General features: G+C 70.7%; 20 protein-coding genes and 1 tRNA gene. 19 read left to right on the top strand and 2 right to left on the bottom strand.

What is annotated here, in order from left to right; genetic code table 11:
- Positions 1–53: 53 nt before the first annotated feature.
- The 11 genes from GWK61_RS19745 to GWK61_RS19695 all read left to right on the top strand — a co-directional run bounded on the left by GWK61_RS19745 (position 54) and on the right by GWK61_RS19695 (position 10456).
- Positions 54–857: a DeoR/GlpR family DNA-binding transcription regulator gene (locus GWK61_RS19745; protein WP_194910143.1), complete on the top strand. Its 804-nt coding sequence runs from the start codon at positions 54–56 to the stop codon at positions 855–857.
- 96 nt (positions 858–953) lie between these two features.
- Entirely contained in the window at positions 954–1316 is a 363-nt protein-coding gene (locus GWK61_RS19740) for a nuclear transport factor 2-like protein (protein ID WP_194910141.1), read from the top strand.
- Between the two features lie 79 nt (positions 1317–1395).
- Entirely contained in the window at positions 1396–2205 is an 810-nt protein-coding gene (locus GWK61_RS19735) for a 3-hydroxybutyrate dehydrogenase (protein ID WP_194910139.1), read from the top strand.
- A 22-nt stretch (positions 2206–2227) separates the two neighbouring features.
- A complete protein-coding gene (locus GWK61_RS19730; RefSeq protein ID WP_228562595.1) occupies positions 2228–4177 on the top strand; it encodes a helix-turn-helix domain-containing protein in 1950 nt (649 codons plus the stop codon).
- Positions 4178–4251: 74 nt separating this feature from the next.
- A complete protein-coding gene (locus tag GWK61_RS19725; RefSeq protein WP_194910137.1) occupies positions 4252–4986 on the top strand; it encodes a CoA transferase subunit A in 735 nt (244 codons plus the stop codon).
- A 1-nt stretch (position 4987) separates the two neighbouring features.
- Entirely contained in the window at positions 4988–5653 is a 666-nt protein-coding gene (locus GWK61_RS19720) for a CoA transferase subunit B (protein ID WP_194910136.1), read from the top strand.
- A gap of 10 nt (positions 5654–5663) precedes the next feature.
- Complete coding sequence (locus GWK61_RS19715) at positions 5664–6902, top strand: substrate-binding domain-containing protein (protein WP_194910135.1); 1239 nt, start codon at positions 5664–5666, stop codon at positions 6900–6902.
- A 2-nt stretch (positions 6903–6904) separates the two neighbouring features.
- Positions 6905–7696 (top strand): ABC transporter ATP-binding protein, encoded by a 792-nt coding sequence (locus GWK61_RS19710; protein WP_194910134.1) that lies wholly within the window; start codon positions 6905–6907, stop codon positions 7694–7696.
- A complete protein-coding gene (locus GWK61_RS19705) occupies positions 7693–8520 on the top strand; it encodes an ABC transporter ATP-binding protein (protein WP_194910133.1) in 828 nt (275 codons plus the stop codon). Before GWK61_RS19710 ends, GWK61_RS19705 begins: the two co-directional genes overlap by 4 nt.
- Entirely contained in the window at positions 8517–9392 is an 876-nt protein-coding gene (locus GWK61_RS19700) for a branched-chain amino acid ABC transporter permease (RefSeq protein WP_194910130.1), read from the top strand. The genes GWK61_RS19705 and GWK61_RS19700 overlap by 4 nt, the downstream gene beginning before the upstream one ends.
- 14 nt (positions 9393–9406) lie before the next feature.
- Positions 9407–10456, top strand: coding sequence for a branched-chain amino acid ABC transporter permease (locus GWK61_RS19695; protein ID WP_194910184.1), 1050 nt, complete (start codon positions 9407–9409; stop codon positions 10454–10456).
- On the opposite strand, the gene GWK61_RS19690 is transcribed toward GWK61_RS19695, so the two are convergent.
- On the bottom strand, positions 10430–11641 hold the full coding sequence (locus GWK61_RS19690; RefSeq protein ID WP_194910128.1) for an ROK family transcriptional regulator: 1212 nt from the start codon (positions 11639–11641) through the stop codon (positions 10430–10432). The genes GWK61_RS19695 and GWK61_RS19690 overlap by 27 nt on opposite strands.
- Positions 11642–11922: 281 nt before the next feature.
- Between GWK61_RS19690 and GWK61_RS19685 the strand changes: the two genes are divergently transcribed.
- The 4 genes from GWK61_RS19685 to GWK61_RS19670 are packed head-to-tail and all read left to right on the top strand — an operon-like array spanning position 11923 to position 16213.
- Positions 11923–13197: an ABC transporter substrate-binding protein gene (locus GWK61_RS19685; protein ID WP_194910125.1), complete on the top strand. Its 1275-nt coding sequence runs from the start codon at positions 11923–11925 to the stop codon at positions 13195–13197.
- A 4-nt stretch (positions 13198–13201) separates the two neighbouring features.
- Complete coding sequence (locus GWK61_RS19680) at positions 13202–14191, top strand: carbohydrate ABC transporter permease (RefSeq protein ID WP_194910123.1); 990 nt, start codon at positions 13202–13204, stop codon at positions 14189–14191.
- Positions 14184–15002 carry a carbohydrate ABC transporter permease gene (locus GWK61_RS19675; RefSeq protein ID WP_194910121.1) on the top strand — a complete coding sequence of 273 codons (819 nt, stop codon included), beginning with the start codon at positions 14184–14186 and terminating at the stop codon, positions 15000–15002. The genes GWK61_RS19680 and GWK61_RS19675 overlap by 8 nt, the downstream gene beginning before the upstream one ends.
- Positions 15003–15028: 26 nt before the next feature.
- Positions 15029–16213 (top strand): Gfo/Idh/MocA family protein, encoded by a 1185-nt coding sequence (locus GWK61_RS19670; protein ID WP_194910120.1) that lies wholly within the window; start codon positions 15029–15031, stop codon positions 16211–16213.
- Positions 16214–16279: 66 nt separating this feature from the next.
- On the opposite strand, the gene GWK61_RS19665 is transcribed toward GWK61_RS19670, so the two are convergent.
- The gene (locus tag GWK61_RS19665) at positions 16280–17113 is read right to left on the bottom strand and encodes an alpha/beta fold hydrolase (RefSeq protein ID WP_194910118.1); all 834 of its coding nucleotides are present in this window, start codon (positions 17111–17113) and stop codon (positions 16280–16282) included.
- 189 nt (positions 17114–17302) lie between these two features.
- Between GWK61_RS19665 and GWK61_RS19660 the strand changes: the two genes are divergently transcribed.
- The 4 genes from GWK61_RS19660 to GWK61_RS19645 all read left to right on the top strand — a co-directional run bounded on the left by GWK61_RS19660 (position 17303) and on the right by GWK61_RS19645 (position 21742).
- Positions 17303–17379: transfer RNA gene (locus tag GWK61_RS19660), tRNA-Met, on the top strand.
- A 54-nt stretch (positions 17380–17433) separates the two neighbouring features.
- Complete coding sequence (locus tag GWK61_RS19655) at positions 17434–17922, top strand: MarR family winged helix-turn-helix transcriptional regulator (protein ID WP_194910116.1); 489 nt, start codon at positions 17434–17436, stop codon at positions 17920–17922.
- 390 nt (positions 17923–18312) lie between these two features.
- The gene (locus tag GWK61_RS19650; protein WP_194910114.1) at positions 18313–19146 is read left to right on the top strand and encodes an ABC transporter ATP-binding protein; all 834 of its coding nucleotides are present in this window, start codon (positions 18313–18315) and stop codon (positions 19144–19146) included.
- Between the two features lie 22 nt (positions 19147–19168).
- Entirely contained in the window at positions 19169–21742 is a 2574-nt protein-coding gene (locus GWK61_RS19645) for an ABC transporter permease (protein ID WP_194910112.1), read from the top strand.
- Positions 21743–21793: the final 51 nt, after the last annotated feature.

Below are 21793 nucleotides of genomic sequence, written 5' to 3'. Positions count from 1 at the left end.
TCGACATCGCGACACCCCGCAGCGGGCGGGCGACACGAGGGGCGGGACGGCGGATGCTGGCAGCGCAGCGGCAGGCGTGGATCCTCCAGGAAGTCCGGCAGCGCGGTGCCGTGCGGGTCACGGAGCTGGTCTCGGCGTTGCGCGTGTCCGACATGACGGTGCGCCGGGACCTGGACTCGCTGGCCGAACAGGGCCTGGTCACCAAGGTGCACGGCGGCGCCACGGCGCGCGGCGGCAGTTCGACCGACGAGCCGGCGTTCAGCGTGAAGGCGGCCCGGCAGCGGCGGGCCAAGGAGGCGATCGCGCGGGCCGCCGCGGATCTGGTGCGCCCCGGGACCGCGATCGGCGTGTCGGCGGGGTCGACCACGTACGCGTTCGCGCAACAACTGGCCCGGGTCCCGGACCTGACCGTGGTGACCAACTCGCCGCCGGTGGCCGACCTGCTCCACGCGCTGCCCGGCCCGCCGCAGACGGTGATCCTCACCGGCGGCGTGCGCACCATCTCCGACGCGCTGGTCGGGCCGGTGGCGATCCAGGCGATCCGCCGCCTGCACCTGGACTGCGTGTTCATCGGGGTGCACGGCATCGACGCCGAGGCCGGGTTCACCAGCCCGAACCTGATGGAGGCCGAGACCAACCGGATGCTGGTCTCCACGGCGCGGCGGCTGGTCGTGCTGGCCGACCACACGAAGTGGGGCGTGGTCGGGCTGTCCGAGATCGCCGCTCTGCACGACGCCTCGGTGCTGGTCAGCGACGACGGCCTGCGCTCGGGCGCGCGGCAGGTGCTGCGCGAGTCGGTGGGGGAGTTGATCGTCGTCCCGGTCGAAGGGGCCGTGCCGGACGAGGAGGAAGACTAGCCAGGCGCCTCAAGCTCGGGATCCACGAGAGCGCCGGCAAGGCGACTTATGGCGGTCCGGGTTGCGCGCGGCACCGGGGCATCCGATCATCGCCTCATGATGCCGACCTCGGAGCTGGTGGACCCGGCGGTGCGCACGTTCGTCGACGCGCTCAACGCCAACGACCCGGCGGCCGTGCGGGCCGCCATGACCGGGAACGCGACGATGACCGACGACGGCACGCCGCGCCTGCTGGGGGACTGGCTCCAGCGCGAGGTCTACGACACGCACGGCCGGATGGACGTGATCGTGCAATCCCCGGACGGCCGCGACCTGATCGCGGAATACACGAACGAGCAGTGGGGCGGTATGAACACCCGCTGGCACTTCGAGGTCGTGGACGGCAAGATCGCGCACTTCGACACCGGCCAGGCCGGGGAGCCGCCGTACGATCCGGCGTCATGGCTGGGGCAGCCATGAGCCGAGCCGGGTATGTGGCGTCGGCCGACATGGGAAGCGTGAAGAGCGCTCTCTAGCGTGATCGGGTATGACGCCTTCTATGGACGCTGCTGCCACGTCTGCCGCCTCCGCAGCCTCCGCCGCCGCCCCGGCCCCCCTGGACCTGTCCGGCCGTACCGCGCTGGTCACCGGTGCGGCCGGCGGCATCGGCCTGGCCTGCGCCGAGCGGCTGGCCGCGGCCGGGGCCAAGGTGGTGGTGGCCGACATCAGCGCCGACGGCGCGCACGCCGCCGCCGAGCGGATCGGCGGGGTGGCGCTGGTCGCCGACCTGAGCGACCTGGACCAGGCCTCGGCGCTGCCGCACCGGGTCGGCGGCGTGGACGTGCTGGTGAACAACGCAGGGTTGCAGCACGTGGCGCCGCTTCACGAGTTCCCGGTCGAGCGCTTCTCGCTGATCCTGCGGCTGATGCTGGAGGCGCCGTTCCGCCTGATCCGCGAGTCGCTGCCGCACATGTACGAGCGCGGCTGGGGCCGGGTCGTGAACATCTCCTCGGCGCACGGTCTGCGGGCCTCGGAGTTCAAGGCCGCCTACGTCACGGCGAAGCACGGTCTGGAGGGGCTGTCGAAGGTCGCGGCGCTGGAGGGCGCACCGTACGGCGTCACCTCGAACTGCGTGAACCCGGCCTACGTCCGCACCCCGCTGGTCGAGAACCAGATCGCCGACCAGGCCGCCGCCCACGGTATCCCCGAGGACGAGGTGATCGCCAAGATCATGCTGGAGCGTTCGGCGGTCAAGCGGCTGATCGAGCCAGCCGAGGTGGCCGAGCTCGTGGCCTACCTGTGCTCACCGGCTGCCGCCTCGGTCTCCGGCGCCTCGTTGGCCATGGATGGCGGATGGACAGCGCGGTGAGGCGCGCGTGATGCTGGGCGCCATGTCCGCGCTCGCCACCCCCTCGGTGTTCCTCGACCTGCTGGCCCGCGACGCCGCCGCCATCGAGTACGACGGCCCGGTGGTCGCCGCCCGCGTGGCCGGCGCGGGCGCCGAGGAGCTGGCGGAGCTGGAGGCGGCCAAACGGGTGGCGTTGGAAGTCCGTGCCACGCTGGCGCGTTCGCGCCGTCGCGAGGCGGAGCTGGTCGCGCTCTTCGAGACCGCCGGCGACCTGGCCGCACTGCGTGACCTCGACGCGGTCCTGAAGGCGATCGTCACCCGCGCACACACGCTGATCGGCGCCGACGTCACCTACCTGACCCTCGACGACCCGGACCGCGGCGACACATACATGCGCGTGACCCACGGCTCGGTCTCAGCCCGCTTCCAGTCCCTGCGCCTGCCGATGGGCGCCGGCCTCGGCGGTCTGGTGGCGCAGACGGCGAAGCCGTACGTCACCTCCGACTACCCGCGCGACAGCCGCTTCCGCCACACGAACGAGATCGACGAAGGCGTCGGCGAGGAGGGGCTGACCGCCATCCTCGGCGTCCCGCTGGTGCTGGGCAGCCGGGTGATCGGCGTCCTGTTCGCGGCGAACCGCTCGGCCCGGCCCTTCGCGCGCCACGAGATCACGCTGCTGAGTTCCCTCGCGGCACATGCCGCGGTCGCCATCGACAACGCGCGCCTGCTGCAGGCCACCCGCGATGCCCTGAGCGAGCTGCGCTCGGCGAACGAGCTGGTGCGCGCACACAGCGAGTCGGTGGAGCGCGCCGCCGCGGTGCACGACAAGCTGGCGGATTTGGTGCTGCGCGGCGGGGATGTGGAGGGGATCGCGGCGGCGGTGGCGGAGGCTGTCGGCGGAGGGTTGGTGGTGGTCGACGCGGATGGGGTGGTGACGGCGACTGCTGGAGATGTGTCCGGGCTCGATGATGCTGGTGTCAGCGTTCGAGCTGGTGCTGGTGCTGGTGCTGGTGCTGGTGCTGGTGCTGGTCGCGGTGGCGGCGGCGCCGGCGATCTGATCGTTCTGTCCGCAGCGACCGGCCATGCGGTCCGCTCCGGTGACCTGGTCGTCTCTGCCGTCGCCGCCGCAGCCGAACCCCTCGGCGCCCTGATCCTCCGCGCCCCCGAATCCTTCAGCGACGTCGATCAGCGCATCCTCGAACGCGCGGCGCTCGTCGTCGCCCTCCATCTCCTGATGCGCCGCTCCGAAGCCGAGGCCGCTGAGCGGTTGGGCGGCGATCTCCTGGACGACCTCCTCGCCGTCCCCGTCCGCCACACCTCCACCCTTGCCGAGCGTGCCCGCCGCGTCGGCGTGGACCTCGACCGCCCGCACATCGTCGTGGCTGCCGACGCCGCACCCGCCGACCGTCCCCGCGCGCACTTCGCCGCCGGGCGCCTGGCCAAGTCCGAAGGCGGCCTGGCCGGCTCCCACGAAGGCCGCATCGTCCTCCTGCTGCCCGGCGACGACCCCGCTCCCGCGGCGCAGCGCGTCCTGTCGGCGCTCCGCGGCGGCCTCGCGCATCCGGTCACCGTCGGCGCCGGCGGTCCGAAGTCCGACGTCGCCGCCTACGCCGACGCGCACGCCGAAGCCGTCCGCTGCCTCGGCGCCCTGCACGCCCTCGGCCGCGTCGGCTGTGCCGCCGCCTCCTCCGACCTCGGCTTCCTGGCGCTCGTCCTGGGCGGCGGCGATCCCGGCACCGTGGTGCGCAAGGCCCTCGGCCCGCTCGTCGACTACGACGCCAAGCGCGGCACCGACCTGCTCGGCACCGTCGAGCAGTACTTCGCCTGCGGCCGCAGCCTCGGCCGCACCGGCGAGGCGCTGCACATCCACGTCAACACCGTGACCCAGCGCCTGGACCGCACCGCGCGCCTGCTCGGCCCCGACTGGCAGGAGCCCGGCCGCAGCCTGGAGATCCAGCTGGCGCTCCAGGTCCGGCGCGTGATGGGGCTCTGAGGCATAGCTGTACGTGATCTTGTAGTGCTTGAAGACATATCAAAGGGCGCAGGTCACTCCTACCGTCCATCCCCATGGACAAGACAGCCCCGACCCCGTCGCACGCGGTGGCGGACATCCCCTCGGCCGCCACGCTCGCCGTGGGCGGCTTCGGCCTCTGCGGCATCCCCAGCACCCTGATAGCGGCTCTGCTCGACCAGGGCGCGACCGGGCTCTCCGTGGTCTCCAACAACTGCGGCGTCGACGACTGGGGCCTGGGCCTGTTGCTGAACGCCGGCCGCATCACCAAGATGACCAGCTCCTACGTCGGCGAGAACAAGGAGTTCGCGCGCCAGTACCTGGCCGGCGAGCTCGAGGTCGAACTCCTCCCGCAGGGCACGCTCGCCGAGAGCCTGCGCGCCGGCGGCCTGGGCATCCCCGGGTACTACACGCCGGCCGGCGTCGGCACGAGCGTCGCCGAGGGCAAGGAGACGCGCGTTATCGACGGCCGCGAGTACCTGCTGGAACGCGCCATCACCGCCGACTTCGCGCTGGTCCGCGCCGCGAAGGGGGACCGCCACGGCAACCTCGTCTTCCACTCCTCGGCCCGCAACTTCAACCCGGTGGTGGCGATGGCCGGCCGGGTGACCGTCGCAGAGGTCGAGGAGCTGGTCGAGCCCGGTGAGCTGGACCCGGACGAGATCCACCTGCCGGGTGTGTTCGTGCAGCGCGTGGTCGCGGTGCCGGCGGACCAGCGGGAGAAGCGCATCGAGAAGCGGACTGTGTCTGTCGTCGCCGCCGCCACCGCCACCGTGAACGGAGCAGTTTGACATGCCCCTGACCCGCGACCAACTGGCGGCCCGCGCCGCGCGCGAACTCCGCGACGGCTCCTACGTCAACCTCGGCATCGGCCTGCCGACCCTGATCCCCGGCCACCTGCCGCCCGGCGTCGAAGTCGTCCTGCAATCGGAGAACGGCATCCTCGGCCTAGGCCCCTACCCGGCTCCGGACGACGTCGACCCCGACCTGGTCAACGCGGGCAAGGAGACCGTCACCGTCCGCCCCGGCTCAAGCTTCTTCGACTCCGCCGTCTCCTTCGGCATGATCCGCGGCGGCCACATCGACACCGCGGTGCTCGGCGCGATGCAGGTCTCGGCCGCCGGCGACCTGGCGAACTGGACCGTGCCCGGCAAGCTGGTCAAGGGCATGGGCGGCGCGATGGACCTGGTGCACGGCGCGCGCCGGGTGCTGGTGGTCATGGAGCACACGGCGAAGGACGGCTCCCCGAAGCTGCTCCGGGAGTGCACGCTTCCGTTGACCGGCAAGGGCGTCGTCGACCGCGTCATCACCGACCTGGCGGTGCTCGACGTGACGCCCGCCGGCTTCCGGCTGGTCGAGCTGGCGCCGGGCGTTACGGTCGAGGAGGTGATGACCAACACCGGAGCGCCCCTCGATGTGGCGGCGGGCCACATTTCGGGGCCCGTAACGCGGACTTAACGTTCCGGCCATGCATTCCACCAGCATCCTGCGCAGATACAGCGCTCCGTATATAGCGGCAGCCATAGCCGCCGCGTCGATCGCGGCGCTGGCCGCGTGCGGGAGCCCGAGCACGGCGGCCGGCGGGTCGTCGGGCGGGGGCGGGGCGTCCTCCGGCGGGTCCGGCGCGCCGATCAAGGTCGGGCTCGTCTACTCCGAGACCGGACCGCTCGCCGCCTACGGCAAGGACTACTACCAGGGCTTCCTGGCGGGCCTGGACTACGCCACGCACGGCACCGGCGCCGTGAACGGCCACAAGATCGAGGTGACGCAGCGCGACGACGCAGGCGACCCGGCCAAGGCCGTCGGCGCCGCCAAGGACCTGATCGGCCAGGGCTACCGCATCCTGGCCGGCTCCACCGCCTCCGGCGTGGCGCTCCAGGTGGCGCCGCTGGCCGCGCAGAACAAGGTGCTGTTCGTCTCCGGCCCGGCCGCCACCGACGCGGTCACCGGCCTGAACAAGTACACGTTCCGGTCGGGCCGCGAGACGTATCAGGACATCGCCACGGCCGCGTCCTTCCTCGGCGACCTGACGAACAAGCACGTCACCGTCCTGGCCCAGGACAGCGCCTTCGGCCAGGCGAACGTCGAGGCGGTGAAGGCGGTGCTGGGCGCCAAGGGCGCGAAGGTGGACTCGGTCCTGGCCCCGCCGAGCGCCACGGACCTGACGCCGTTCGCCACCCAGGCCAAGAACGCCAAGCCGGACCTGCTGTTCGTGGCCTGGGCCGGCACCACGGCCTCGGCGCTGTGGACCGCGCTGTCGCAGCAGGGCGTCCTGGACGCCACGACCACCGTCACCGGCCTGGACGTGCGTGCCTCCTACCCGGTGTTCGCCTTGACCGGCGGCAAGGTGTCCTTCCTCGCGCACTACGTCCCCGACGGGACCAGCAACGACGCGGCCAAGGCGATGGACGCCTACCTCTCGGCGCACGGCGAGCAGTCCGACCTGTTCAGCCCCGACGGCTTCACCGCCGCGCAGATGGTCGTGCACGCCGCGGAGAACGGCGACACCGACGTGGACGCGATGGTGAAGAACCTGGAGGGCTGGAGCTTCGACGGGATCAAGGGCGCCTACGCGATCCGTGCTTCGGACCACGCGCTGCTGCAGCCGATGTTCCAGGCCAAGCTGAACGGCACGACGCCGACCGTGGTGAAGACGCTGGACCCGAACGCGGTCGCGCCGCCGGCCAAGAGCTTCCCGGCGAGCTGATGATGAGTGACGGACTGACCTCTCGCGACGGACTCTCCTCCGGCGCCGCGGCGCCCGATGGCCGCTCGCCCGACGGCCGCGTGCCCGACGTGCTCACTGTGGCGGGGCTCTCCTGGACCGTCGGCGGCTCGGCGATCCTGTCCGAGGTGGACCTCGCGGTCAGCGAGGGCGAGTTCGTCGCAGTGATCGGTCCCAACGGCGCGGGCAAGACCTCGCTGTTCAACCTGATCAGCGGCCTGAACCGAGCTACCGCCGGCCGGATTGCTCTCGACGGCACGGACATCACCACCGAACCACCGCACAAGCGCGCCCGGCGGGGGATCGGCCGGACCTTCCAGTCCTCCAGCGTCTTCCCGACCATGACCGTCGCCGAGCATGTCGCGCTCGCGCAGCAGGTCGCGGCGAAGCGGCGCGGGGTCGTCTCCGACCCCTTGGAGCGCGTCCGCCTGACCGAGAAATCGAGCGCTCTCGCCGCCGACCTCTCCCACGGCGACAAGCGCAAGCTGGAGTTGGCCATGCTCCTGGCCTCCGGCGCCGAACGCCTGCTCCTGCTCGACGAACCGATGGCCGGCGTCGCATCCGGCGAGGTCCCCGAACTGGTCGACGTCATCAGGACCCTGCACCGCGACGAGGGCCGCACGGTCCTGATGGTCGAGCACCACATGGAGGTCCTCCTCGGCCTCGCCGACCGCGTCGCGGTGATGCACCACGGCGCGCTGCTCGCGATCGACACACCGGAGCGCATCATGGCCGACGCCCGCGTGCAGGAGGCTTACGTGGGGGACGCGCTGTGATCCTCGAACTCGACGACGTCCGCGTCACCCTCGGCGGCTCGCACATCCTGCAGGGCGTCTCGTTCACCGTGGCGCCGACCGGCGTGACCGCCCTGCTGGGCCGCAACGGCGTCGGCAAGACGACGACGGTCAAGGCCATCCTCGGCCTAGTCCCCCGCACCGGCCGCATCACCTTCGCCGACACCCCGGTCCAACGCCTGCGCACCCACGAGATCGTCCGCCGAGGCATCGGCTACGCCCCAGAAGACCGCTGCGTCTTCGCAAAACTGACGGTCGCGGAGAACCTGACCCTCGCCGAGCGCCGAGGCACCGCCCACGCCTACGACCTGATCTACGAACTCTTCCCAGAGCTGAAAACGCGCGGCACCCAACCCGCCGGCACCCTCTCCGGCGGCCAGCAGCAAATGGTCGCCATCGCCCGCACCCTCCTCAACGACAACCGCCTCCTCGTCGTCGACGAACCAACAAAGGGCCTGGCCCCCAAGGTAGTGACCGAAGTAGCGGAGGTCCTGGAACGCGCCGCCGAGCGCGTGCCCATGCTCCTGGTCGAACAGAACCTCGCCCTGGTGCGCCGCCTGGCCGGCGACGCCGTGGTGCTCGCGGCAGGGCAGGTGGTGCATCGCGGCCCGGTGCGCGACCTGCTGGCGGATGCTGCGCTTACGCGGGAGTTGCTGGGCGTCGGCCAGGCACGCGGCGAGAACTCGGCCCCATCCTTACACCCCGCCCCTTCCAGGGGGACAACCCACCCTCAGTCAATTGTCAACCACCGTCAACCGCCGAAAGAAGTGTCGGCGCCGCAATCCACCCGATCGGACGCGCCGTGAGCACCCTCGTCCTCCTCGCCCTCACCGGCCTCGGCCTCGGCGCCCTCTACTTCCTGATCGCAAGCGGCCTCTCGCTCATCTTCGGCCTGATGGACGTCCTCAACTTCGCCCACGGCGCGCTCGTCACCGCCGGTGCCTATGCGGCGTGGCGCCTGACCGGGCATCTGCCGTTCGCCGTGGCCATCGCGGCTGCGGTCGCCGCCGGGGCTGTCCTCGCCGCGCTCATCGAGACCGTCCTCATCCGGCCCCTCTACTCGCGCCCCAAGGACCAGATCCTCGTCACCGTCGGGCTCGGCCTCGCGCTCCCCGCCCTCGTGCAGGGCATCTGGGGCGCCGATGCCCGCCAGTTCCTGCCGCCCAGGCAACTCGCCGGGACCGTCAGCCTGCTCGGCGCGAAGGTGCCGACCGACCGCTTCGTCCTCATCGCCGCCGCGCTGGTGGTCCTCGCCGCGCTCAAGCTCTTCCTCGGCCGGACCCGGTACGGGCTCGTCGTCCGGGCCGGCGTCGAGGACCGGGCCATGGTCACCGCCCTCGGCATCGACGTGCGCAAGGCCTTCACCCTCGTCTTCGCGATCGGCGGCGCGCTCGCGGGGCTGGCCGGCGCGCTGGGCGGCGTGTACTTCGGCAGTGTGTCGCCGGATCAGGGCACGTCGTTGTTGGTGTTCGGGTTCGTCGTCGTGGTCATCGGCGGGATGGGGCGCACCGACGGGGTCGCGCTCGCCGCGGCGGCCGTCGGGCTGATCCAGCAGTTCACCAACTACTACGCCGCCTCGGGCCTCGGCGACTTCGCCGCGGTCGCGATCCTCGCCGTCGTGCTGCTCGCCCGCGGCAACCGGGACGGCATCCAGCGGCTCATCCGGAGGACCGCGTGAAGCGACACGGCAAGATGAAAATCAACAACCTGATACCACTCGTGGTCCTCGCGGTCCTGCTCAGCCTGCCCTACTCGACGCTGAGCATCCCCGGCGTCTTCGACGGCGCCGTCAACACCCCCGGCTCGCTCCAACTCCTCGCCCTCTGCCTGCTCTTCGCCGGCCTAGCCGTCGGCTACGACCTGCTGTTCGGCCGCCTCGGCCTGATGTCCTTCGGCCACGCGCTCTATGTCGCGATCGGCGCCTACAGCGCGGAGCTCGCCATGAAGGACATGCACCTGCCGCTCGCGGCCGCCGCGGTGCTCGCGATCGCCATCGGCGCGGCGGTCAGCACCCTGCTCGGCGCAGTTTCCCTGAAAGGTGTCGGAAAGCTGGGCTCCGAAAATCTGGGAACCGTCGGCTTCGCCATGGTCACCCTGGCGTTCGCGCAGGCCGGGTCCATCCTGGTCGGCCGCGATCCGAAGACCACCGGCGGCGAGGAGGGACTGCCGCTGAGCACCGAGAAGGTGCCCGCGGCCTTCGTCGGCGTGGTCAACACCGTCAACCTGTACTGGCTCGCCCTCGCCTACCTCGTCGTGGTCTGCGGCGTCGTCTGGTGGCTGACCGGGAGCCGCGTCGGCCGGGTCTGGCAGGCCGTCCGCGACAACGAGCGGCGCGCCGAAGTCCTCGGCCTGAACCCGTTCCGCTACCAGCTCGGCGCCTTCGTGCTGGCCGGGACGCTCGGCGCGGCTGGCGGCGTGGTGCACCTGCTGGTCACCGCCGGCGCCACGCCCGGGACGACGACCACCGACTTCACCCTCGCGCTGCTGGTGATGGTGGTCCTCGGCGGGTCCGGTACGCGCTGGGGCCCGGTCCTCGGCGGTGTGCTCTACACGCTCCTGGACCACCGGCTCGGCGCGGTCGCCACCTCCAACTCGGTCGCGAGCCTGCCCGCCGTCCTGCGGATCCCGCTGTCGCAGCCGCTGGTGCTGCTCGGCGTGCTGTTCGTGCTCGTGGTCTACGCCGTCCCCGGCGGTCTGGCCGCCCTGCCGAACCGGCTACGCCGCCGACGAAGACCCGGCTGAGGAGGACCCGGCCGCGGAAGCCTCGGCCGCGGAAGACCCGGTCCCCGACGACAACGAAGCGAACAACACCGGCTCGGCGTGGTCGAGGGCGAGCCGAACCGCCCCCATCCCGACCGCGTCGCCTCCGAGCTCTGACACCTTCACGTCCGGCGGATACAGGCACACCTCACCGAGCAGGGCCCTGATCGGCTCGGTGAGGTGCTCGCCGGTCTGCGCCAGGCTCCCGCCGATCACCACCAGGTCCGGATCCAGCGGCGTCACCAGGCTGACCAGCCCCTCGGCCAGCGCCCGGGCGAAGGACTGGAACGCCGCCGTCGCCTTCTCGTCCCCGCCGGCCGCCCGCTCCATCGCGAACAGCGCGGCCTGCGACGGCGCCCGCAGCTCGCCCGGATCGGCGGCCATCGCGTAGTCCATGACGTGCTGGAACGCCGCCCACCGGCTGTTCGGGTGCCCGCCGAGCTCGCCCGCGGCGGCGTGCGAACCGCGGTACGGCACCCCGTCGAACAGCAGCCCCAGCCCGATCCGCCGGCCGGTGTGCAGATACAGCACGTTGTCGTGCTCGGACGCCGCCCCGCGCCAGTGCTCGGCCAGCACCGCCAGCCGCATGTCGTTCTCGATCACGACCGGGACCGGCAGCCGCGCGGCCAGCTCCGCCTGCAGGTCCACCCCCGACCAGTCGGCCAGCGCCACGCTCTTGAGCACCCGGCCCTCGTTGTCGATGACGCCGGTGGTGCCGACGCCGACCGCGGCCAGCCGGCTCAGCGGCACGTCGGCCGCCCCAGCCGCGCGCTCCAGCACCCGCTGGACGGCGTCCAGCCGCTCGGGCGCCGACAGCTCCGGGCTCAGATGCTCCGCCGCCCGCCCCGCGACCGCCCCGTCCAGGTCGGCGACCATCGCGGTGACCCCGGAGCCGCCGATCGCCACCCCCGCGACGTGCGCCGCGGCCGCGCGGAAGGCGTAGCGCCGGGCCGGCCGCCCGCGCTGGCCGTCGGCCACCGCCTCGGCCTCCACCACCCAGCCGTTGCGCTGCAGCGAGTCCATGATGACCTCGGTCGTGGCCCGGGACAGCTGCGCGGCCCGGGCGACCTCGGCCAGGGTCGGCGTCCCGGTCTCGCGCAGTGCGCGCAGCACCGCCACCTCGTTCAGGCTCCGCAGAAAGCTGCCGTCGCCGCTGGTCCGTCGCATGGCGGCCATCTTAGGCCGGGAGCGCGCGGTACGCCCGGTATTTATGACGATCACTGGCGTAAAGATGTCCGACTCATCTCGATACCAGATCACGGCCCGGTCTCGGAACGAGTACTTTTTCGCGTCTCGTGCATGACCCTGCTCGATTAACACTGGTCTCAAGCAAAAACGGCGGCTAGTGTCCCGGGTCACGGGAGGCCCGCCTCCCACCCCTCACCCTCATCAGGCCTCTGACAAGCGGCGACGCCGTCGACGGCTCACGAAAACGTTGGGAGACGCGGATGTTCCGAAAGGCGTTGGTGCTGGCCGGAGCCGGAGCCGGAGCCGGGGCCCTGGCCCTGGCCGCGACCGGCTGTTCCTCCTCGAAGTCCGCGTCTTCCGGACAGGCCGGATCCGGCCCGGTCACCCTGACCTACGGCATCTGGGACTCGAAGCAGAAGCCGGCGATGCAGGAGATGGCCGACGCCTTCCACGCGTCCCATCCGAACATCACCATCAACATCCAGCTCACGCCGAACGCCGACTACTGGACCAAGCTCCAGACCGCGGCCGCCTCGGGCACCGCCCCGGACGTCTTCTGGATGAGCACCACCCGCATCGGCCTGTACGCCGGCCAGAAGCAGCTGCTGTCCATGTCGGACAAGCCCGGCTTCGACAACAGCCCGTTCCCGAAGTCGCTGAACGACGTCTACACCCTCGACGGCAAGCAGTACGGCATGCCGAAGGACTTCGACACCGTCGGGCTCTGGTACAACAAGAAGCTTTTCGACGCCGCCGGGGTCAAATACCCGACCGCCAGCTGGACCTGGCAGGACGTCATCAGCGCGGCCCAGAAGCTGAACGACCCGGGCAAGGGCGTCTGGGGCATCGCCTCCCCGGACTGGACTCAGGAGAACCTGTACAACACCATGCTCCAGGCCGGCGGCCAGCCCATCACCCCCGACCACAAGAAGTCCGGGTTCGACGACCCCAAGAGCCTGGCCGGCCTGCAGTACGCGCTGGGCTTCATCACCAAGTACCACGTCTCGCCGACCGCGCAGCAGATGACCGATACCCAGCCGGACCAGCTGTTCGCCTCCGGCAAGGTGGCGATGTTCGCCGACGGCGACTACGACATGCCCGAGTACAAGGCGGCGGCCGGCCTGGAGGCGGACGTCGCGCCGCTGCCGGCCGGCCCGGACGGCAAGAAGGCGACCGTCATCAACGGCCTGGCGAACGTCATCTACGCCAAGACCAAGCACGCGCAGGCGGCCTGGGAGTTCGTGCAATACCTCGGCACGAAGGAGGCCAACGAGATCCAGGCCAAGACCGGCACCGTGATCCCGGCCTACAACGGCCTGTCCGCGACCTGGGTGGCCTCGACCCCGCAGTACCACCTGCAGTCCTTCATCGACCAGCTCGATGACGCCGTGCCGTACCCGGTGTCGAAGAACACCGCGGCCTGGACCACGCCGATGCAGGCCGCCCTGGACCAGATCTGGGGCGGCAAGCTCGATCTGACCACCGGCGTCAAGCAGATCGCGGACCAGATGAACGCCGAACTGGCCAAGGAGTAGCCGGGTGTCAGCCACTGAATCCCCCTCCATCGCCGCCGGCAAGGCGGCGGTGGAGGCCGGTCCGGAGCGCGGGCCGGCCAAGCGGCCCGTCGCCGGCCGGCGACCTCGCTTCTCCAAGGCGCACCTGAAGGAATGGGCCTGGGGCTACGCGATGATCGCGCCCCTGTTCGCCGGCCTCGTGATCTTCTACCTCTGGCCGATCGTCCAGTCCGCCTACTTCAGCTTCACCTCGTGGGGCGTCTTCGGCGGCCAGCAGTGGGTCGGCTTCCAGAACTACAGCTCGTTCATGTCGGATCCGCAGCTGCCGCGCGCGGCCTGGAACACCGTCAAGTACTCGCTGATCATCCTGGCCGGCATCCCGCTGTCGATCGTCTTCGCCGCGCTGATGAACCAGGTCAGCGGCAAGTACGCGAGCCTGTACCGGGTCCTGTACTTCATCCCCGTGGTCACCATGCCGGCCGCGGTCGCGATGATCTGGCGCTGGCTCTACAACGGCGACTACGGCCTGATCAACTACCTGCTGTCGCTGGTCGGGATCCACGGCCCGCACTGGGTCTCCGACGACCGGTACACGGTCTGGGCCATGGGCCTGGTGGGCATCTGGAGCTCGCTGGGCTACAACATGATCATCTTCGCCGCCGGGCTGAAGAACATCCCGCGCCAGTACTACGAGGCCTCCTCGCTGGACGGCGCCGGCCGGATCCGGCAGTTCTTCTCGATCACGCTGCCCCTGCTGAGCCCCAGCATCTTCTTCGTCTCGGTGCTGTCGGTGATCGGCGGCCTGCAGATGTTCGACATGGTCCTGATGATGCTCGGCAAGACCAATCCGGCGCTGGCCGGCAGCAAGACGATCGCGTACCTCTTCTACGAGGACGCCTTCGTCACCGGCAACCAGGGGCTGGCCGCGGCGATCGCGGTGGTGCTCACGCTGGTGCTGCTGGTGCTGACCGCGCTCCAGTTCCGGCTGCAGAAGAGGTGGGTCCACTATGGGTAACGGCAGGCAGCGGTTGTGGCCGGTCCACGTGATCCTGGCGGTCGGCGCGGCGGCGATGGTGGCCCCGTTCCTGTGGCAGCTCGTCACCTCGCTGCAGACCACCGGCGAGACCACCAGCGTGCCGCCGCACTTCCTGCCCTCGTGGCACTGGTCGAACTACAGCCAGGTCTTCCACGACACCAAGTTCGCCCAGCAGTTCCTGAACTCGGTGCTCCAGACCGTCGTCAGGGTCCTGGCCCAGGTGCTGTTCTGCTCGATGGCCGCCTACGCCTTCGCGCGGCTGCGCTTCCCGGGCCGCAACGCCCTGTTCCTGCTCATGCTCGCGGTCCTGATGGTGCCCAGCCAGGTGTACCTGCTCCCGCAGTACCAGCTGGTGCAGAACATGGGCCTGCTCAACACCCTGGCCGGCGTGGTGCTGCCCGGACTGTTCAGCGCCTTCGGCACGTTCATGCTGCGGCAGTTCTTCATGTCGCTGCCGAACGAGGTCGAGGAGGCCGCGCGGCTCGACGGCGCGGGCCCCTTCCGGATCTTCTGGACCGTGATGCTGCCGCTGGCCAAGCCCGGGCTGATCTCGATGGGCGTGCTCACGGTGCTGTGGTCGTGGAACGACCTGCTGTGGCCGCTGGTCGTGGTGAACGACGACGCCAAGATGCCGCTCACCGTGGGCCTGTCCACGCTGCAGGGCGAACACCTCACCGAGTACCCGCTGCTGATGGCCGGCTCGCTGCTGGCCAGCCTGCCGATGATCCTGCTGTTCCTGGCCGCGCAGCGCCGCATCACCGAGGGCATCGCCCTCACCGGCACCAAGTAAGACTTTTCAGAAAGGCACCCTTTCCTGTGAGCAACCTGCGCTTCGGTGTGATCGGCCTGGGCCTGCGCACCTCTCTCGCCGTCGCGGCGCATCAGCCGGACCGCGGTTTCGAGGTCGCCGCGCTGTGCGACACCGATTCCGCCGCGCTCGCCAAGGCCGTCGAGCGCGTCGGGGTCACCGACCCCGTCGTTGACACCACTCGCGACTACCGCAAGCTGCTGATCCGCCCCGACATCGACGCCGTCATCATCATGACGCCGGACGACACCCACGAGACCATCGCCGTCGACTGTCTGCGCGCCGGCAAGGCGGTCTACCTGGAGAAGCCGATGGCCATCACCATCGAGAGCTCTGACGCGATCCTGCGCGCCGCCTACGAGACCGGGACCCGGCTCTACGTCGGCCACAACATGCGGCACATGGGCGTGGTCCGCACGATGCGCGACATCATCGCGCGCGGCGACATCGGCGAGCCGAAGACGGTCTGGGTCCGGCACTTCGTGTCCTACGGCGGCGACTACTACTTCAAGGACTGGCACGCCGAGCGCGACCGCACCACCGGCCTGCTGCTCCAGAAGGCGGCGCACGACCTGGACGTCGTGCACTGGCTGGCCGGCGGCTTCACCGAGCGGGTCAGCGCCTTCGGCGACCTGATGGTCTACGGCGACCTGCCGCGGCGCGTGCAGGGGTCGCCGCGGCCGGCCGGCTGGCTCAAGGAGTTCGACTGGCCGCCGACGGCGCGCCGCGACCTCAACCACAAGATCGAGGTCGAGGACGTCTCGGTGATGAACATGACGCTGGACAACGGCGTCATCGCCGCCTACCAGCAGTGCCACTTCGCGCCGGACTACTTCCGCAACTACACGGTGATCGGCACCGAGGGCCGGCTGGAAAACTTCGGCGACTCGCCCGGAGACCTGGTGAAGGTCTGGAACACCGGCCCGACCGGCTACCGCGGCGACGCCGACATCGCCTACCGGGTCCCGGACGCCTCGGGCAGCCACGGCGGCGCGGACGGCGCGATCATGGCCGAGTTCGCACGCTTCGCCCGCGACGGCGGCGCCACCGACACCTCGCCGGTCGCGGCGCGGATGAGCGTGGCCGCCGGCTACATGGCCACCCTCTCGCTGCGCGACGGCGGCACCCCGTTCCAGGTCCCGCCGCTGGATCCGGAGCTGGCCGAGTACTTCGATCGGGGGCAGGTGCGCTGAGGGCGTCCGCACCGGGTGCGGGTTCGAACCCGTACCCGGCCTTCCGATCGGGAGCGGGGCACTGCGCTACAGCAGCGCCCTGACCGCCTCGGCGACCGCGGCGATCCCGCGGTCGCCGAGCAGGATCGAGTAGTGGTTGACGTCCGGGACGAAGCGCACGTCCACCCCGGCGTCGGCGAGCTTCGCCGCGGCCACGACCTCGGGGGAGTAGAGCCCGGCGGGCTCGTTGAGCAGGCCGCGCTCGGCGTACAGGAACACCGCGGGCATCGGCAGCCGGTGGATCGCGCCGATCACGTCGGGGTTCTGGAGCTCGTCGGCGGCGTCGTCGCGGACCGCGTCCAGAATGCAGGCGGAGCGCAGCTCCGGCTCCGTGCCGATGATGTCGCGCTCCTGATACGCCTCGACGGTCGGCGAGTACACGTCCACCAGCGACGGGTGGTTCCGCCACGGCGCCAGGAACTCCTCCCGGCTGGTGAAGACGGTCCGCAGCTTGGCCATCGCCGGACCGAGCAGGCTGTCGAGCAGCTGGTCCAGGTCGGTGCCCTCGGGCAGCGGGTACCCCAGGCCGCCGTCGACCAGCACCACGCCGCCGAACCGCTCCGGGTACCGCACCGCCGCCACCGCGGCGACCCAGCCGCCCATCGAATGGCCCATCAGCGTCGCACGCTCCACCCCGAGGTGATCGAGGGTGCGGATCAGGTCGTCGGCGTGCGCGCCGATCGAGTAGGGGCCACCGACATCGCGCGAGTGTCCACGGCCGCGCAGGTCCGGGGCGACGAAGTCGACCTCCGGCAGCGTCTCGGCGACCGGGGCCCAGGCCAGTCCGTTGGCGGTGATGCCGTGCGCGGCGATCACCGTCGGCGTCGACTCGGCTACTCCAGGTCCTGGCCAGCGAGTCACAGCGTACGAACCCGCACCCGAGGGGAAATTGATCTCCGCGCTCTGTCGCATCCCGTCAGATTCCCGGCTCCGGACCTGCCTGGCAATGGGTCGCGGCACCATATTCGCCGCTATCGGTGTGGGGTGCCGGGTTAATAATGCGTTCTGGCGGTGGCAAAGAGGTGTTACAGTAGAGAAGAAGCAAAACGGCGCGGGGTGGAGCAGCTCGGTAGCTCGCTGGGCTCATAACCCAGAGGTCGCAGGTTCAAATCCTGTCCCCGCTACCAACGAGGCCCCTCAGATTCTGAGGGGCCTCGCGTCTTTATAGCAGGAGCCTTTTTATGGGTCGCGAACCAGAACCCGATATGAGCGTGGTCACTGCTCTCGTCCGGTCAGCGTTCTTGGTTGATGCCACCTATGAGAACGTGGCCCGCAAACACCAGCTCACCTCGCAGCAGGGCCAGTTGCTCTGCGTCCTGATGGGCAAGCCCGAAGAGGGCTTCGGCATGGGTGAACTGGTCCGGATCCTGGGTCTGGCCAAGTCCAGCCTCACCGGTCTGGTGGACCGCTCGCTGCGCCGCGGCCTGGTCCGGCGCGAGGCGGACAGCACCGACGGCCGCGCGGTCCGCGTGTTCCTCACCGAAGAAGGCGACAAGGTCGCCGAGGAGTTCTACAGCGAGACCGTGCTCCGCGTCGCCGAGCTCCCGGTCATGTTGTCCGACGAGGAACAGGCGCAGCTCGCCGGGCTGTTGGGCCGGCTGGTGCTGGCGAATCAGGTGCCTGTCGTGTTCGGGGACGACTTCACCTGCGAGAAGCCCGAAGACGCGTAGGCCAGTTCCTTGTGCGCGCGGCGCGGTGCGGCCAGCGCGTCGTCGGGAGCCCCGCCGTAGCCGCCACCGACTATCGCAACCTTCTTACGCATGGGAGCCGTCCCCTCGCGGCGGCAGGCCGGGCTGCCGCACGCAGTCATTCGTGACACGAACAGAATCGTTCGCGTCACGAACCTTAGCCCGCCTCGGATGTTGTTCGCAATGCGAACCAAGCGTCTGGCCAGCGTGGGCTTCCGTACCCTAAGAGCAGGCCGGTAGCGCAGCGGTGGGGTTAGCCCTACCGCCGGACACCTGTTGGCTCCGTGGCGACGCCTCGGGGGCGGCTGGCAGCCTTAGTGACGTCGATCGACACCGACCCAGCACCGCTGAAAGCCATCTGAGGGGAAGATCATGACAACGGCAGCACAGGCCGCGGTCACCCACCGCACCGTCGGCACCGCCGCCCGAGCCCAGGCCGTGTCCAAGCGCTACGGCCAAGGGGAGACCGCGGTCACCGCGCTGGACCAGGTCGACGTCGACATCGAGCGGGGCCGGTTCACCGCGATCATGGGGCCCTCCGGCTCCGGCAAGTCCACGCTCATGCACTGCCTGGCCGGCCTGGACGCGGTCAGCTCGGGCAAGATCTGGATCTACGGCCGGGACGGCGTGGCCAGCGAGCTCACCGCGATGAAGGACAAGGAGCTGACGAACCTGCGCCGGGACCGGATCGGGTTCATCTTCCAGTCGTTCAACCTGCTGCCCACGCTGAACGCGGCGGAGAACATCACGCTGCCGATGGACATCGCCGGCCGCAGGCCGAACAAGGCCTGGCTGGACCGGGTGATCGGCACCGTCGGGCTGGAGTCGCGGCTCAAGCACCGCCCCAACGAGCTCTCCGGCGGCCAGCAGCAGCGCGTGGCCGTGGCCCGGGCCCTGGCCGGCCAGCCGGAGATCATCTTCGGCGACGAGCCGACCGGCAACCTGGACTCCCGCAGCGGCGCCGAGGTCCTGGGCTTCCTGCGCCGCTCGGTCGACGAGCTGGGCCAGACCTTCGTCATGGTCACCCACGACCCGTCCGCCGCCGCCTACGCCGACCGCGTGCTGTTCCTGGCCGACGGCCGGATCGTCGACGACATGGCCGCGCCGACCGCCGACAAGGTCCTGGACCGCATGCGGCAGTTCGACCTGCACGGCCACGCTGTGCACGACCAGAACCTGCGCGGCGACGCCGCCGGTCAGCGCTGAGCCGGGCCGGGGGGTATCGATCATGTGGAAGGCATCCCGCCGCAACTTCTTCGCGCACAAGGGCCGGCTCTCGCTGTCCTTGATCGCCGTCGTGCTGAGCGTGGCGTTCGTCACCGGCACCCTGATGTTCACCTCGACCATCACCACCACCTTCGACCGGCTGTTCGCGACCACCGCCTCGGACGTCGCGGTCTCGGCCAAGGCCGACAAGGACGCGCTGCCCGGCGCCCCGGAGCAGACCGTCTCGGCCTCGGTGCTCGACACCGTCAAGGCGGTGCCCGGCGTACAGGCCGTCTACGGTGACGTCACCACCGACCGGCTGGCCGTGGTCGGCGCCGACAACAAGGCCATCTCCAATTCCTCCGGCGGCCCGACCATCGGCGCCAACTGGTACGTCACGCCGCACCCTGCGGTGAACCTGACCTCCGGACGTCCGCCGGCCGGTCCGGCCGACGTGGTCGTCGACGCCGACACCGCGGCCAAGAAGCACCTGACGCTCGGCTCGCCGCTGCGCATCGTGACCGGCACCGCCGCCGGCACCTTCCAGGTCACGGTCAGCGGCATCGCGACCTTCCGGACCACCAACCCCGGCGCGACGCTGTTCTACTTCGACACGGACACCGCGCAGACCAAGCTGCTCGGCAAGACCGGCGTGTTCACCGGGGTGAACCTGGACGCCAAGCCGGGCACCTCCGACGACGTGCTCAAGGCCGAGGTGTCCGGCAAGCTCGGCGCCGGCTACGACGTGAAGACCCGGGCCGAGCAGGAGGCCGCCGGCCGCAACAGCGTGGGCTTCATCGGCTTCATGAAGTACGTGATGCTCGGCTTCGCCGGGATCTCGCTGATGGTCGGCGCGTTCCTGATCATCAACACCTTCCAGATGCTCGTCGCGCAGCGCACCCGGGAGCTGGGCCTGCTGCGGGCGCTGGGCGCCAGCCGCCGGCAGATCAACCGCTCGGTCCGCTTCGAGGCGCTGATGCTGGGCGTCATCGGCGCCACCGTCGGCATCGCCGCCGGCGCGGGCCTGGCCTACGGCCTGATCGCCATCATGAACGCCGTCGGCATGAACCTGCAGGCCTCGGACATGTCGGTGACGGCGTCCTCGGTGATCGCCGGCTACGCGGTCGGTGTGCTGGTCACCCTGCTCGCGGCCTGGGTCCCGGCCCGCCGCGCGGCCCGCGTCACGCCGATGGCGGCGCTGCGCGAGGCCGGCACCCCGGGCGACCGCCGGGCCTCCTGGCTGCGCAACGGCATCGGCCTGGCGATCGCCGGCGGCGGCGCGGCGGCCCTGGTCGGCGGCGCGGTCAACGGCGCCACCGCGACCGGGGGGCTGCTGCTGGGCCTGGGCGTGCTGGTCACCCTGATCGGCGCGATCCTGCTCGGCCCGCTGCTGGCCGGCGTGGTGATCCGGGTGCTCGGGGTCTGGATGCCGGCGGCCTACGGCTCGGTCGGCACCATGGCGCAGCGCAACGCCCTGCGGAACCCGCGCCGGACCGGCGCCACCGCCGCGGCCCTGATGATCGGGCTGTCGCTGGTGTCCGGGATGGCCGTGGTCGGCTCCTCGCTGGTCACCTCGGCGACCTCGGAGATGGACAAGAGCGTCGGCGCGGACTACATCATCACCACCAACGGCGGTCTGGAGATCACCCCGGAGGTGCTGGCCAAGGCCCAGGCGACGCCCGGCTTGGCGCACGTCACCGAGAACAAGTTCGTGAACGCCGCGGTGTCGGGGGCTTCCGGCGACGGCAAGGGCGGCGGCACGATCGTGATCTCGGCCTCCTCGCCGACCCTGACGCAGGACTTCGACGCGGCCACCACGTCCGGCTCGCTGTCCGACGTGTTCACCAAGGAGGGCATCGCGATCCCGGCGGCCGAGGCCAAGACCCGGAACGCGGCCGTCGGCTCGGTCCTGACCGTCGCCTTCCACGGCGGCGCACCGCTCAAGCTGCCGGTCCTGGCCATCCTGAGCGACAAGACGGTGTTCAACCACGGCGACGGCTACGTCTCGCTGGACACGCTGGGCAAGTCGCTACCAGCGTCCGCGCAGCCGGCCTCCGAGCTGCTGTTCGCCAAGGCCGACAAGGGCCGGCAGGACCAGGCCTACGCGGCGCTCAAGGCCGACCTGGCGCCCTTCCCGCAGGTGACGGTCAAGAGCCAGACCGACTACAAGCAGCTGATCCACGACCAGGTCGGCGGCGTGCTGAACATGGTCTACGGGCTGCTCGGCCTGGCGATCGTGGTCGCGATCCTGGGGGTCGTCAACACCCTGGCGCTGTCGGTGGTGGAGCGCACCCGCGAGATCGGCCTGATCCGGGCGATCGGCATGGGCCGCCGCAAGACCCGCCGCATGATCCGCCTGGAGTCGGTGGTGATAGCGCTGTTCGGCGCGACCCTGGGCGTCGGCCTGGGACTGGCCTGGGGCGTGGCCGCCCAGCGGGTGCTGTCCGGGATCGGCATCAGCACCCTGGCGATCCCGGTCGGCACCATCGTGGCGGTGTTCCTGGGAGCCGCGGTGGTCGGCCTGCTGGCCGCCCTGGCCCCGGCGTTCCGGGCTTCACGGATGAACGTGCTGCGGGCGATCGCGGCCGACGGCTGACGCCTCGTACCGCTTGCAGCCGGGGGGACCACGGGGATCGGGGGATCGGGG

This window comes from Catenulispora rubra (assembly GCF_015356825.1).
GTDB classification, from domain to species: Bacteria; Actinomycetota; Actinomycetes; order Streptomycetales; family Catenulisporaceae; genus Catenulispora; species Catenulispora rubra.
The sequence above is the reverse complement of the archived record's forward strand: the minus strand, read 5'-3'. Positions and strand labels throughout refer to the sequence as shown.